Source organism: Collinsella sp. AF23-4AC (assembly GCF_003462685.1).
Taxonomy (GTDB): Bacteria; Actinomycetota; Coriobacteriia; order Coriobacteriales; family Coriobacteriaceae; genus Collinsella.
Genome location: NZ_QRVE01000001.1, coordinates 316,624 through 330,753 on the forward strand (window position 1 = coordinate 316,624; position 14,130 = coordinate 330,753).

9 protein-coding genes are annotated in these 14,130 nt (G+C 62.8%); 3 read left to right on the plus strand and 6 right to left on the minus strand.

All coding sequences use genetic code 11. From position 1 onward, the window contains the following. Positions 1-108: 108 nt before the first annotated feature. The 3 genes from DWY05_RS01395 to DWY05_RS01405 all read right to left on the minus strand — a co-directional run bounded on the left by DWY05_RS01395 (position 109) and on the right by DWY05_RS01405 (position 7,380). A complete protein-coding gene (locus tag DWY05_RS01395) occupies positions 109-3,741 on the minus strand; it encodes a UvrD-helicase domain-containing protein (RefSeq protein ID WP_117820445.1) in 3,633 nt (1,210 codons plus the stop codon). A gap of 3 nt (positions 3,742-3,744) precedes the next feature. Continuing rightward, positions 3,745-6,897, minus strand: coding sequence for a PD-(D/E)XK nuclease family protein (locus tag DWY05_RS01400; RefSeq protein WP_117820444.1), 3,153 nt, complete (start codon positions 6,895-6,897; stop codon positions 3,745-3,747). A 183-nt stretch (positions 6,898-7,080) separates the two neighbouring features. Further along, complete coding sequence (locus tag DWY05_RS01405) at positions 7,081-7,380, minus strand: YerC/YecD family TrpR-related protein (RefSeq protein ID WP_022094855.1); 300 nt, start codon at positions 7,378-7,380, stop codon at positions 7,081-7,083. Positions 7,381-7,705: 325 nt separating this feature from the next. On the opposite strand from DWY05_RS01405, the gene DWY05_RS01410 reads away from it, so the two are divergent. Beyond that, positions 7,706-8,071 carry a phage holin family protein gene (locus tag DWY05_RS01410; protein WP_117820443.1) on the plus strand — a complete coding sequence of 122 codons (366 nt, stop codon included), beginning with the start codon at positions 7,706-7,708 and terminating at the stop codon, positions 8,069-8,071. Positions 8,072-8,215: 144 nt separating this feature from the next. On the opposite strand, the gene DWY05_RS01415 is transcribed toward DWY05_RS01410, so the two are convergent. Continuing rightward, a complete protein-coding gene (locus DWY05_RS01415) occupies positions 8,216-8,644 on the minus strand; it encodes an Rrf2 family transcriptional regulator (RefSeq protein ID WP_055250949.1) in 429 nt (142 codons plus the stop codon). A 253-nt stretch (positions 8,645-8,897) separates the two neighbouring features. On the opposite strand from DWY05_RS01415, the gene cysK reads away from it, so the two are divergent. Continuing rightward, positions 8,898-9,836 (plus strand): cysteine synthase A, encoded by a 939-nt coding sequence (gene cysK, locus DWY05_RS01420; RefSeq protein ID WP_055250951.1) that lies wholly within the window; start codon positions 8,898-8,900, stop codon positions 9,834-9,836. A gap of 58 nt (positions 9,837-9,894) precedes the next feature. Further along, a complete protein-coding gene (gene mnmA, locus DWY05_RS01425; RefSeq protein WP_255413189.1) occupies positions 9,895-11,118 on the plus strand; it encodes a tRNA 2-thiouridine(34) synthase MnmA in 1,224 nt (407 codons plus the stop codon). A gap of 136 nt (positions 11,119-11,254) precedes the next feature. On the opposite strand, the gene DWY05_RS01430 is transcribed toward mnmA, so the two are convergent. Together DWY05_RS01430 and fucO are read right to left on the minus strand one after the other, a co-directional pair. Then, a complete protein-coding gene (locus DWY05_RS01430) occupies positions 11,255-12,298 on the minus strand; it encodes a M42 family metallopeptidase (protein WP_117820441.1) in 1,044 nt (347 codons plus the stop codon). A 610-nt stretch (positions 12,299-12,908) separates the two neighbouring features. Next, a complete protein-coding gene (gene fucO / locus DWY05_RS01435; RefSeq protein WP_022094861.1) occupies positions 12,909-14,075 on the minus strand; it encodes a lactaldehyde reductase in 1,167 nt (388 codons plus the stop codon). Positions 14,076-14,130 lie beyond the last annotated feature (55 nt).

Consider the following 14,130-nt stretch of genomic DNA (forward strand, 5'->3'; position numbering starts at 1 on the left):
GAACCTAGCCAAACCAACACGGCTCCTATTGAGTTGCGGTGAAATGCGGACTGTTTGGCGGCTTTTTTGGCCAAAACAGTCCGTATTCCACCGCAAGTTATCTGAGGGCTAGAGGTTGTAGGTGACTACTTGAGGTTCGGCGGGTTCGACGAAGATGGTTGGATCCAGCTGTTCCACGCGGACGAACTTAACGGTCACGGCCTCAAAGCCCGCCTTGTGCAGAACATCAGCGTAGACGCGCGCCTGCAGGGCGTGCTTCTCCTGCAGCTGTTCCGGCGTCTCGTCCGGTGTGCCGCCCGTCTTGTAGTCGATGACCAGCGCGCGTGACGAATCCGCCGGGTTCGTCGCCAAAGCGTCGATGGCGCCTTCGGCATATGCACCGTAGCGAGCGATGTCCTCGTCCTCGCAGCCCAGCGAAAAGAACGGCACCTCGGCGCGAACGCACGGCCAGGCAAGCAGCTCGGCACGGACCGCCGACTTGAGCCAGCGGTCCAGGGCAACGTCGAGGCGTTCGCGCTGCTCCGGCGTCAGGCACCACAGGCGCGCCAGCGCATCGGCACGCTCAGCGGGCAGCGCATCGGCACCCATCTCGATCAGCCACTGGCAGGCAGCATGGAACGCCGAGCCCAGCGCCATGGGGTTGCCGGCGGGCTCAACGGCGGCCACGTCTGCATCCGTCATCTCGGAACCATCCGACTCCGCATCATCGCCAGCCTCGTCCATGGGCACATGCGCCTCGGCGGCTCGGTCCTCGGACTCGGCATGCAGCGCCGCGGCGATTGACGAGTAGCTGTACGAATCGCGCGCCGGATACGGGCAGGTGCCCATGCGCACGCCCACCGCCTGGGGATACACGAGCTCAAACGCATCGGGCTCGGGGTCGGCAGGACCGGGAACGGCGGCGCGGGCATCCGCACCGGCACCCTCCGGCTCCGCATCGCCGCGGACAAGCCTGCCCTCGACATCCAGCGAAGCGTTGACCTCAAACGCCTGCTCGCCAAACGTAAAGTCCGCCAGCGAGATGAGCTCGTAGTCGCCCGGCTGGGAGTTGTCGAACACCAGGCGGTCGGCATCGAGCTGCGGCATGTCCAGGCTGTCGGTCGGCAGGATGCGGCGCAGCACGTCGTAGGTCAGATCCGTCTCGACATCGAAGGTCGGCGCCGTCACCTTGCCACGGCTCACGCCGGCATCCATCGCCAAGATCACCAGCTCGCGGGCACGCGTCATGGCAACGTAGAGCAAGCGGGCCCGCTCCTCGAGCGAAAGCTGCAGGTCGTCGTTGCGCAGGCGAACGAATGCCTCGGCGGGAGAACCCGTCGCGCAGACATCCTCCATGAGCTCCGGCGGTAACCATAGCGACGTGCCCTTGCCCTTAAACGCATGCTCAAACTGCTTTTTGACGTCGTCGCCCTTCACAAAGGTACCGTCGGCGAGTTTAACGCCGTCGAAGCGTGCCGGCAGAGCCACGACCTGCGCTCCGCCCTCGACGCGACCCATCTGTGCCGCACCCGAGGACTTACGCACGCCAAAGCACTCGGCAACCGCTACGACCGGATACTCCAGGCCCTTGGACGCATGCACGGTCATGATGCGCACCGCGCCGTCGCCCTCCTCGTTGAGGGCGCCTGGGGCCTCCTTGCCCGCCAAGAAGCGGTCGAAGGCAAGCGCAATGGAACGCGGCGAGTTACCGAACTCGGCCTCCGCCTCGGCCACGGCATCGAGCGCCTTAAGCACGTTGGCGGCAATGGCCTTGCCCTCGGGACCACGCTGTGCCAGACGCACAAACCAGCCGGAGGCGTTGACAGTATCGCGCGCGATGGCGGCGAACGAATCGCGCCCCACACGGCGAAGCGCGTAGCGCAGCACCTCGCGGGCGCGCGTCACGAGCGGCAGGTTTTGCAGGCCCGGCACATCGGAATCGCTCATGATGCCCGCATCGATGTTGCGGCGCGAGGTCTCCCCCGTCTGATCGTCAAGCTTGGTCGCCAGCGCCAAAAACTCCTGGGCGCCCAGCGCAAACATCGGCGATGCCAGCAGCGGCATGAGGCCCTGCGCTGTATCGGCCGGATTGGCAAGCGCGCACACCAGGGCACGCACCGTCTGCACCTCAGCTGCCTGGGCAAAGACCGAGCCGCCTGCGATCACGCAGTCGAGCCCTTGGTCGCGGAAGGCTTGCGCATAGATATCGGCATTGGTCATGCGCCCCAGCAGCAGCACCATACCGCCCTGGGGCTGGCCCGCTTTAACGAGTGCTTGGAATCGCTCCGCAATCGCGCGAGCTTTCGCCTGCGTTCGCTCCTGCGTACTGCCACCGGCAACGAAGATCGCCTGGCGGCGCGATGCCTTCGCCTTGAGCTTGTCCTCGCGTTTGTCGCTCGGTTCAAGATCCAAGAACCCCTGCATCAAACCACCGGTGTCGCCGTCAAAGACGCGCGCTACGTAGCGCAACACCTCGTCGTGGCTGCGGAAGTTGCGCACGAGTTTGACGAGCTCGCCGGCGGGGGCATCGGATGCGACAGCCGTCTCGGGCGCAGCAGAGGAGCCCACTTTGCGCTCCTGGCGGCGGAAGACCTCGACCTCGGCGCCACGGAAACGATAAATCGACTGCTGTGCATCGCCTACGGTGCACAGTGCGCGCTCCCCCGCGCCCGTCAGGTAACGGATCAAATCGACCTGCATCTGGTCGGTATCCTGGAACTCATCGATCATGACCATCTTAAAACGGCCCTCGTACGCAGCACGGATGGCAGAGTAATCGCGCAACGCCTCGTAGGCCATACGCAGCAGGTCGTTGTTATCAAGCGCGGACTGGTCAGCCTTGAGCGCGCGGTATTCCGCCTCCACAGCACGAGCAAGCCCCACCAGCGCATCGAGCGCGGGGGCACCGCAGGCAAGCACGATATTGATAAATGCATCGGCAGCCTCGGCCTTGAGCAGCTCGACCTGCTCCTTGGGGAACGCCTTGCTCGCCCGAGGCATGCTGCACGACATCATGAGTCGCGCCGCATCCTCCATGGTTTTGCCGCTCGCCTCAAACGCGTCGATGGCGTCGAGTGCCACCTGTGCCTTCTCGGTCGCGGCCTTGCTCGCACCCAACGCCGCGCGATAGGCGTCGGCAAGCGCAGAGGTGTCAGCCTGGCCGCGCGCCACGCACACATCGTCCATGCCGCCCGGCAGCTGGCTCGATAGCTCCAGCAGGTCGCGCACCAGCCCTTTGATGGTGGTACCGGCGCCAAACGGCCCGCCCTCGCCCGCCATGGGATACCAAGCGTAGAGGGCCTTAAGCGGGGCGGCGAGCTCAGGCGCGGCATCGGGCGCCGTCGCGCGCCCCAGCACATGCTCGACAGCCTGATCCATAAGCTCATCGGTATCGGTAAGCACCGTGAACTCGGGATCGATGCCCAGCTCCAGCGCATGCGCGCGCAGGATGCGCGAACACATGCCGTGAATGGTCGAGATCCAAGCGTCGTCGACGGTCAGGGCCTCCTCGTCCATACCCTCTTCGATAAGCGCACAACGCACGCGGTCACGGATCTCGGCCGCGGCATCTTTGGTAAAGGTAATGGCGAGCACCTGGTCCAGATGCTCAACGAACGGACCGGATTCGGGCGAGAGCGCGTAGACGATGCGGCGCGTGAGGGTAAAGGTCTTGCCCGAACCGGCGCCCGCCGAGACAAACAGCGGGCGGTCGAGCGTTTTGACGATCTGCAGCTGCTGCGGCATCAAAGTCGAAAGATCCATGGTCTACACGTCCCTCCTTACAAACGTTCCTTCGTGGTTATACGAGCAGCGCGCATGCGCGGCCTGAGCCGACGTCGGGTCGACGGCGGCAACGTTGCCTGCCTCGAGCTCGCGCAGGCGCTCGGCGATGCCGTCCTCCACGCGATCGAGCAGGGCGTCGAAGTCCATGCTGCCGCCCTCGCCGGGAAAACCTTTCTTAAGGCCCGGAATGCGGCCGTCGCCGCGCTCTTCCTCAAGCAACTCGGCGCTCGCCGCACCGCGCAGCGCGGGCTTGCCGCCCTTGGTCGAAAAATAGAGCGCGGCGCGGGTATCCAGATCCAGCGCCCGACGCATGGCCTGCGCGTAGATGAGTGTCTGGGTATGGGGCGGCAGCCAGCGCGGGTCGTCGATGGGGGCCTCGCCCGACTCCTCGTCGCGCACCGTGGGGTCGGCGAGCTTAAACTCCTCGACACCCGAACGATGCTTATAGTCGATTACCACGGCGCGATTCTCGGCATCCACATCAACGCGGTCGATGCGCCCGCCAAGCGGCCAGCCGGCATACTCGACCTTAAGCTCATTAAAGGCGAACTCAAGGTAGCGCGGGGCAAAGGGTGCAAGCGCCTCGGACTCGTAGGCAAGCACGCCCTCCAGCTGCGGCAAAATCTCGGCCACCTGGCGCTCCTCCACTGGAGAGAGCGGCACCAGCGGGCCCTCGGTACCGCGCTTGCCGGCGTGCTCGGCCAGGGTCTCGGCAAAGACCTCGTGCAGCAGCTCCTTCGCGCGCGGCAGGTTCTCGGGCGTCACGCGCTCCATGCCCTCCCGCGGAAGACGCGCATGCAGGTGTTCCAGCACGTCGTGGACGAAGTTACCCTTCTCCATGTTGCCGAAGCCCGCATCGATGGACTGAGGTTTGACGCGATACGAGACGAACCAGCATAACGGGCAGGTGGAATAGGCCTCGATCTGCGAGGCGGACGTCAGGCGCGGCACGAGTGGCGCGTCCTCGCCCTCGCCATCGCGACGACGCAGGACCAAATACGACACGGCCTCGGCACTCAGATGCTGAGGGGCTTCACAGGTCACGCGCCCGCACTTGAGACCTTCGCCTGCCGCGGGATCGAAGTCCCTTACGATATCACCCTCGCCCACGCACTTCGCCTTGTCGGCGCCAGCGGCCTTAGCGTCGTCAGCCGCTTTAGCAGCTTCAGCGGCCTCGGCAGCGCCAGCGGCCTTGGCGTGTGCACGCAACTCAGTCCACACGGCCGCCGGATAGCACTCGCGCGCCTGACGATCGTGGGTCACACGGGCGAGCGCAACCGGACCACGCGCCGCTTGCATCGCGCGGCCAAAGCGTGCGCTCAGCAAGGCCGCAGGCTCAAGCGTCACGCCGCTGCGATCTAACTCTGCCGTCAGCGTGGCCAGCGGGCCCTCCTCATGTGAGAGCGGATAACTGTCCAGGTCGACGTCGGCAAACAGCACGGCATCGTAGCTGCCGGGGCGTAGAGCCGCCGCATCGGCAAGCGAAGCAAAGCGCACTTGGGCGCGTGGCGCACGGTCAACCTCGTAGGTCTCGTAATCGTAGGCGGTGCTACGCTTGTCTACCTTGGTGCGAATGCCATCGAGCACGGGCACGGTCGCGGCCTGCGACACGTCGAGCGCGCGAGCATCGTTCATAAGGATGTCGATGGCATGGCGCAGCAGAGCCGTCTCTGCCTGGCGACGGGCCTGGCCGTCAAGGCCGCCTAGGGCGCGATCGGGCAACGCCTCGGCGACGGCGAGCATTGCCTTGAGCGCCGCCACGGGCTTGTCGCGCCACAGCGCCTGGAACACGTCCGAGACCACGCATGGCACGTTCTTAAACCAGTTTTCTTCGCTGGCAGCCTTGCGGGCGCCCCTCACCTGGCCCTGCACGCTCTGCAGCAGGCTCTTGACGCCCGCAGTGGTCTTGCTGCGCGACAGTCGCATATTCTTATCGAAGGCACGGGCATTGACGGCATCAGCGCCCGAAAGCGGACTGTAGATCCAGTCGGTAAGCTCCGGCGCGGGCCACCACTCGGTCTTTGACGCCGTGAACTCATCGGCGGCCTTCATGCGCTCGATCAGGCCGGCAAGCGCCGCAAACTGCCTGCCCGCAATGGATTGGGAAAACGCCGTGAACTCAGTCGTCTCGGCCGCAATGTGACGCGCCGCCAAACGGGCAGCGAGTTCGCCGAACAGCTGGGGTGCCCGGGCGGAAACAACGAGCGCGCGCGTGGGGTCGGAGTTTGTCGCGGCGCCGTCGCGCGACACGGACTCCTCACATGCCGCGACCAGGTTCTCAAGAGCATCCACATAAGCGCGGGCGCGGGCATGGGGGCCGGCCACCTCTATAAAAATAGGCTGAGCGGCAGGCGCAGAAGCGGTCTCAGACGCGCCGGCGTTCTCCCCCAACGGGGCGGCCTCAAACAGCACACCGCGGGCATCAAAGGCGGCAGCCAGGTCCTCGCGCATCGCCGCCTGCTCGCGGGCAAGCAGCACGACGACCTCTCCCCCATTGTTCGCCACGGCAGACAGTAACTCGAGCAGGCCGTGCGTAAACGACGTGATACCGCGCACGCATACGGCGCGGGTGCACGCCGGCAGGTTATCGGCCAGGGCACCGGCCATAATGTCAGCCGCCTCGCAGGGCTCGACCATGTCTCGACGGTCCAAGCCGCTCGCATAGGCGCACAAAAGTTCAAACACGCGAGCCTCGGCGTCGCTTCTGGGCTTGGGCTTGCAAACGTTGTCGCAGCAACGCTCGGCACCTGTCCCTGCCACACCCGGCAGCACATCGCGAGCCATACGCGCGAGCATACGCACCGTGCCCTGGCTGCGCGAAAGCGGCTGCAGGTCGGCGTCGTCGAGACGCGCTACCATGTCCGAAAACAGCATCTGGCGCTGCAGGTTGTCGACGAAACCGCGCCCGTCGCCCAAAAGCTCCCAAAGCGAGCGAAGCCACGATGTAGGCGTCTTGTAGTCAATACCCAGCGAAACGCCGGCTTCCGCCGCATCATGACGGCACAGGTCGAGCTCGGCAAACGTTGGCGCCAACAGCACGGCACGCCCGTGGCGGGCAATAAGGTCGGCAAGCAGCGCCGACTCGGCATCGCTCAAATCCGTGCCGGCATTGGTGGTATAGATTCGAACAGGCATGGTCCTCCGCTCAAACTGTTCGCAATAATCAATGCATCCATCCTACCCGCCCAAGCGGACACATTGCCACCGCAGCTCCATCTTTTGGTACAAAGCAACCTGACCCCAACGCACCAGCCGATTGCGGGCATATAAAAACCGCCCCCGGAGGAGCGGTTTTGTACAATTCGTTTTTGGCGCAGCTTATTCGCCATCCTCCAGCTTGATGAGGATCTTGCGGTAGCCACCGTACTCGCCGTTGAGCGCCTTTGAAACGCGGCTCACCGTAGTGGACGAAGCACCGGTGCGGGCCTGAACCTCAACATAAGGCTCGCCCTCGTCCAGGTAACGCGCGACCTGCAGACGCTGCGATAGATCGCAAATCTCGCGCGGCGTGCAGATATCGGTCAAAAACGCTTGGATATCCTTCTCGTCATCCAAAAGACTAAATGCGTGGACCAGCTGCTTGACATCAGGCTTGTCAAACATGTTCTCGATATTCATCGATCACCGCCAAACCCGCCAAAAGGCATCGAAGTTGATACTGACATCGGGCATCGTTCGCCCGTTCTATGCAATAGGGCAACGCCTGTGGCTTTTGCCCGTAGCAGTGTAGCACACCACCAAACTAAAGCGACAAGACTCTCTGCCAGCGGCGCGTTTTTCAGGACGAACGCCGTTTAGAAACCGTATGCGCACGCAAGCTCCACGAATATTTGAGACAATGGGCGCCCAAACACCGCGGCGCGCCCGTGCAACCATCCAGGTCGCCGCCGTAAGCCGCTTCACGCGTCACTAACTCACCTCGCGCAAGAAAGGACCCCCTACCATGCGCTTTATGCTTAACTGGCTCTTTACTTCGATCGCCATCGCAATCGCCACGTTCCTCGTCCCCGGCATCCAACCCTTCGGTTTTGCCGAGGCCTGGGTCTGTTTCGCCTTTGTGGGACTGTTCCTCAACATCGTCGATTCGCTCGTCAAGCCGTTCCTGACGGTCATCTCGCTGCCGCTCACGATCATTACGCTGGGCATTTTCCAGCTTGTCGTCAACAGCTTTATGCTCGAGCTCGCGAGTTATCTGTCGGTCAACCTACTGGGCGTCGGCATCTCCATCGCCAGCTTTGGATCGGCCTTTATGGGCAGCATCCTGGTATCCATCATGCGCAGCATCCTCGACAGCATCGCCGAGGGCTAAAACGGCCATTCCGGCCGCGCCCGTCTCAACAGCCCAAAACGAAGGCCGCCCATCGCAAAGAAATGGGCGGCCTTCTTATTTGCCAAGTCTCAAAGGGCGAGAGAATCTGCCATTTCCACCCTGTCCCCACATGGCAGGCGTGGGTTAGATGACGTAGTCGTAGCCCTCGTTGGGGGCGACGAGCGCATCGAGCGTCACGCCGTCGAGGTAGTCGTTGATGAGCTTGTCCAGATTCTTCCACACGTCGAGCGTGGGGCACTCATCCGAACGCGAGCAGCCCTTGCAGTCGCCGTCCAGGCATGCGACCGGCGCCAGGCTGCCTTCGGTCAGGCGCAAGATCTCGCCCACCGTATACTGCTCGGGCGGGCGCGTAAGCACGTAGCCGCCGCCCTTGCCGCGCATGCCCGAGAGCATATTGGCGCGCACGAGCGTCGCCAGAATATTCTCGAGGTACTTCTCCGAAATCCCCTGGCGCGCCGCGATCTCTTTGAGCGGGATGCGACCGGCCGCCTGATGCTCGGCCAGGTCGACCATAACGCGCAGGGCATATCTGCCCTTAGTAGAAACCAACATATATAGTGCTGCCTTTCGGTCTTTTAGTTCGTTGAAATTCTAGCCGAAAAATTGGCTTTGAAAATACCCGTTCCGGTCAAGATGGTTAATCAACTTGCAATAAACTCCTATTTCCTATTGCATTACTAGGCTTTAGTGTCTAGTATGCTTCCCAACAGCAAAACGAACAACCTATAAGGTTTGTGGGTTTCGCTGCTACACACACCGTAAAACCACACGGTATCCAGTCATTTGAACACTTTGGAGGTTCACCATGAGCAATGTTTACACGTCCATCGATCAGCTTATCGGCCACACCCCGCTTCTGGAGCTCACCCACTTTGAGGCCGACGAGGACCTCAAGGCCCGCGTGCTCGTCAAACTGGAATACTTCAACCCCGCCGGGTCCGTTAAAGACCGCGTCGCCAAGAACATGATTGACGAGGCCGAGAAGGCCGGCAAGCTCGTGCGTGGCGGCGACTACACCATCATCGAGCCCACGAGCGGCAACACCGGCGTCGGCATCGCCTCGGTGGCGGCGGCCCGCGGCTACAAGGTGATCATCACCATGCCCGAGACCATGTCCGTCGAGCGCCGCAAGCTGATGCAGGCATACGGTGCGCAGCTCGTGCTCACCGACGGCTCCAAGGGCATGAAGGGCGCTATCGCCAAGGCGGAGGAGCTGCAGAAGGAGACTCCCAACAGCATCATCGCCGGCCAGTTTGTGAACCCCGCGAACCCGGCCATTCACAAGGCCACGACCGGCCCCGAGATCTGGGACGACACCGACGGCAAGGTCGACATCTTCGTCGCCGGCGTCGGCACCGGCGGCACCGTGACCGGCGTGGGCGAGTTCCTCAAGGAGCAAAACCCCGAGATTCAGGTCGTCGCCGTCGAACCCGCCACCTCCCCGGTGCTCTCCAAGGGCCAGGCCGGCCCGCACAAGATCCAGGGTATCGGTGCCGGCTTTGTGCCCGACGTCCTCGACACCCAGGTCTACGACGAGATCATCCCCGTCGAGAACGACGACGCCTTTGCCACCGGCCGCGCCGTGGGCCACAAGGAGGGCGTGCTCGTGGGCATTTCGTCCGGCGCCGCCGTGTGGGCCGCACTGCAGCTGGCCAAGCGCCCCGAGAACGAGGGCAAGACCATCGTGGCGCTGCTCGCCGACACCGGCGAGCGCTACCTGTCCACGGCGCTCTTCCAGGACTAAAGCTTCTCGTTCTTAGAACGAGTCCAAGGCACGCCGGTCTCCCCTCTCTTCTGGCAGCCTGAGCTCATCCCAACAGGGTGTCCCACAGGACGCCCGAACTTGCTACAATGTCTGCGGCGCGGAACCAGCCTCCCGCGCCGCTTTTCTTTTTTGGCCACATGCCACCAAGGAGAACCTCCCCATGCACAACAAGCGCGTGCTCGTCGCCATGAGCGGCGGCGTCGATTCCAGCGTGACCGCGTATCTGCTCAAAAGTCAGGGTTACGAATGTGTCGGTGCCACCATGCGCCTCACCTGCCCCGCGCCCGATCCCGTCACGGGCATGAGCAAAGTCGATCGCGACATCGCTGACGCGAAGGCCGTCGCCGGGCGCCTGGGAATACCCCATCACGTGCTCGACTTGCAGCAAACCTTCGACCATAACGTAATCGAGCGCTTTGTGAACGCCTACCAGGAGGGGCTGACGCCCAATCCGTGCATTATCTGCAACCGCCACATTAAGTTTGGCGCGCTGCTCGATGCGGCGCTGGACATGGGCTGCGACTACATCGCCACGGGCCATTACGCCAAAACAAGCCAGGCGGCAGACGGCATCTGGCAGCTACATCGCGGCGAGGACCCCAAAAAGGACCAGAGCTACTTTTTGTATTCGCTTACGCAGGAGCGTCTGGCACGCACGATTTTTCCGCTGGCAGGCCTAGACAAAGAGCGCGACGTGCGCCGCATAGCCGCCGAGCAGGGCTTTACCAACGCCCAGAAGGCCGAAAGCGAGGATATCTGCTTTATTCCAGACGGTGACTACGCGGGCTATATCGAGCGCCGCTGCGGACATCCCGCTGCACTGGGCGATATCGTATGGCGCGACGGCAGCGTGGTCGGACGCCACAACGGCGCGCTGCGCTACACCATCGGCCAGCGTAAGGGCTTGGGCGTCGCGATGGCGCATCCCGTGTACGTAACGGGCGTCGACGCCGTCAACAACACTGTGCATCTGGGCGAGGCAGAGGACCTGACGGCCACGGCACTCACGGCCAACGACTGGATTTGGAGCGCCCCTGCCGACCACATGGAGGCCGAGCTGGATGCCGGCGGCATTCGCGTGGGCGCCAAGTACCGCTACCGACAGAAAGACCAGGCAGCGACCCTTACGCGCGGCGAAGACGGGCAAATGTTGCTGACCTTTGACGAGCCGCAGCGAGCCATCGCCCCCGGCCAGGCCGTCGTCGTCTACCGCGGCGACGTCGTCCTGGGCGGCGGCACCGTTACGGCAGCCATCAAATAGCCCCATCCCCTTTATAAGTTGCGGTGAAATAGGGACTGTTTAAGCGTTTAAAACCGCCAAACAGTCCCTATTTCACCGCAACTTTGAGAGGACGGCCTCGGTCGGCGCTATTGTGTCAGCCGAGGCCGCTGCATCGTTAGCGCTGGACGTAGGCGCGAACCAGCTCGTAGGTGTTGCGCACACCGTCGATGTGGCTGCGCTCGTAGTTGTGGCTCGCGTACACGCCGGGGCCGATCAGGCCGTGACGGATGTCGTAGCCGGCCGAGAGTGTGGCCTCGACGTCGGAGCCGTAGTGCGGGTACACATCGATGGCGTAATCGAGCTCCAGCTCGCGCGCGATGTTGGACAGCGTGGTTACCAGGTCGTAGTTGTACGGACCGCCCGAATCCTTGGCGCAAATCGAAACCATGCGCTCGGTGCAGCCCAGGTCGTCACCCACGCAGCCCATGTCCACGCTGATCATCTCACGCGTGTCGGCCGGCACAAAGGCACCGCCGTGGCCGACCTCCTCGTACACCGTAAAGAGCAGCGAAACCTTGCGCGAAAGGGTCACCTCGCCGTCGGCAACGGCGCGGGCCAAACCAAGCAGAATCGACGCGGACAGTTTGTCGTCCAAGAAGCGGCTCTTGATGTAGCCGCTCTCCGTCACCGTGGTGCGCGGATCCATGGCGATGATATCGCCCGTCTGAATACCCAGCTCAAGCACATCGTCCTTGCTGTCGACATTCTCATCGAGCAGGATTTCCATGTTCTTCTCGATGGTCTTGACCGGTTCATCGGCCACGTGCGCCGAAGGCTCGGTATTGAGGACCACGCCCGTATACACATTGCCGTCACGCGTGTAGACGGTGCAGTTCTCGCCATCGGCCGTAGACCACTGGTGCCCACCGAGCGTCGTGGGGCGCAGGCGACCATTGTCCTTAATGGAGCGCACCATGGCGCCCAGGGTATCGACATGGCTCGCCAGTACGAGCGGCTCACCCTCGCCACCAAGCTCAACCAACACGTTGCCCTTATTGGAACGCTCGGGCCCAAACCCCATCTCGCGCAACGTTTCCATCAGATAATCAGTCGCCGCACGGGTATAGCCCGTAGGCGAAGCAATCGAGGTAAGCGCCTTCAACTGGTCAGTAATATAGGAGAGCGTCTCCTCTAGAGAAGCATCAACATTAGAAGCCATATGCATCCTTCCAAGTAAAACTAAGACCGAGTCCCGATTTTAACCGTTCTGCACGTGCAATGCCCCAGGAGCCGAACCGCCTCCAGACGTCCCCGCACCGGTTTTCTGCACGCGCACGGTTTACAATCCCAATCTTGCATAAATCCTATCGGTATCTGCATAGAAATGAGGCATCTTTTTGCTTCGTCTCAGGGTACCCCACCTTAGACCGTGCAAAAAACGGAGTATTCAGCACCGTGGGCCCCAACGGCCCCATCACAACCGACATAACGACGTGGTTACAGCAGTGTTGCAGGCCGGCGCAAACCAAAAACGCGGCGACAGCCATCTCCGCCCATCGATAGCCCGCCCACAAGGACTGTCGATGGGCGCCGCGGGCCACTACGGCCCATTCACAACGTTATGCATTTTTCAGAGCTTGCTGAATACTCCCAAAAATGCACGCTGGGAAGTGCACCACCTATCCGCAGCGGGCAGCATGCCTTGGTTTTGCCCATATCGGAGCATCGGCGCGGAACAAAAGCCCCCGCCGCACGAAGTGCGCAGCGGGGGCTTCCGACATGTCCGAGGACGATTGTGGGGCTAACGGGCAGGGGCCCGCCGAACCAAGTTAGGCAGCCGGGCAGATCTTCTTGAAGAGTTCGATGACGTCGTCGAGCGTCGCCTCACGCGGGTTACCCGGGAAGCAAGCGTCAGCCATAGCGTCCTTGGCCAGGACCTCGATCTCGTCAGCCTTCATGGCCTCGCAGACGTGCGGGATGTTCACGTCGGCGGAAAGCTGCTTGACGGCGGCGATAGCGGCGTCGGCAGCCTCGTCGGTGCTCATACCCGTGGTGTCAACGCCCATGGCAACGGCAACCTTGGCCAGGCGCTCGGCGCAAACCGGCTTGTTGAACTCCATGGCGATCGGCAGCAGCATGGCGCAAGCGACGCCGTGCGGGGTGTCGTAGTGAGCGGACAGGGTGTGAGCCATGGCGTGGTCGATGCCCAGGCCAACGTTGGAGAAGCCCATGCCGGCGACATACTGGCCAAGAGCCATGCCCTCGCGGCCGGAGCCGGGCTGGCCGGACTTGGCCTCGGCGACGGAGTCGCGCAGGTTTTCGCTGATCAGCTTAATAGCCTCAAAGTGGAACATGTCGGAGAGCTCCCAAGCGCCCTTGGTGGTGTAGCCCTCGATGGCGTGGGTCAGAGCGTCCATGCCGGTGGAAGCGGTCAGGCCGGCGGGCATGGAAGCCATCATGTCGGGGTCGACGACGGCGACCTCGGGGGCGTCGTTGGTGTCGACGCACACGAACTTGCGGACCTTCTCGGGGTCGGTGATGACGTAGTTGATGGTCACCTCGGCAGCGGTACCGGCGGTCGTCGGCACAGCGATGGTAAACACGGCGTGGTTCTTAGTGGGAGCAACGCCCTCGAGGCTGCGGACATCGGCGAACTCGGGGTTGTTGATGATGATGCCGATGGCCTTGGCGGTATCCATGGAGGAACCGCCACCGATGGTCACGATAGCGTCAGCCTCGGCGGCCTTGAAGGCCTCGACGCCGTCCTTGACGTTCTGGATAGTGGGATTGGGCTTAATCTCGGAGTAGAGGCTCCAAGCGATGCCAGCGGCGTCGAGCTCGTCGGTCACCTTAGCGGTAACGCCAAACTTGACCAGGTCGGGGTCGGAGCAGACGAAGATCTTCTTGTAGCCGCGACGCTGGAGCTCGCCGGGGATCTCCTTGATGGCGCCGGAACCATGATAAGAGATGGTATTGAGAACGAAACGATTAGCCATTGATAGCCTCCCATCGTGTGCGGGGCACCCATTACGCCCCACGCTATGAGTCCCA

What these genes read in the sequence shown, in the direction of transcription:
- DWY05_RS01400 (WP_117820444.1), bottom strand. Translation starts at nt 6,897, where the DNA reads ATGCCTGTTCGAATCTATACCACCAATGCCGGCACGGATTTGAGCGAT.
- DWY05_RS01415 (WP_055250949.1), bottom strand. Translation starts at nt 8,644, where the DNA reads ATGTTGGTTTCTACTAAGGGCAGATATGCCCTGCGCGTTATGGTCGAC.
- fucO (WP_022094861.1), bottom strand. Translation starts at nt 14,075, where the DNA reads ATGGCTAATCGTTTCGTTCTCAATACCATCTCTTATCATGGTTCCGGC.
- cysK (WP_055250951.1), top strand. Translation starts at nt 8,898, where the DNA reads ATGAGCAATGTTTACACGTCCATCGATCAGCTTATCGGCCACACCCCG.
- DWY05_RS01405 (WP_022094855.1), bottom strand. Translation starts at nt 7,380, where the DNA reads ATGAATATCGAGAACATGTTTGACAAGCCTGATGTCAAGCAGCTGGTC.
- DWY05_RS01395 (WP_117820445.1), bottom strand. Translation starts at nt 3,741, where the DNA reads ATGGATCTTTCGACTTTGATGCCGCAGCAGCTGCAGATCGTCAAAACG.
- DWY05_RS01410 (WP_117820443.1), top strand. Translation starts at nt 7,706, where the DNA reads ATGCGCTTTATGCTTAACTGGCTCTTTACTTCGATCGCCATCGCAATC.
- DWY05_RS01430 (WP_117820441.1), bottom strand. Translation starts at nt 12,298, where the DNA reads ATGGCTTCTAATGTTGATGCTTCTCTAGAGGAGACGCTCTCCTATATT.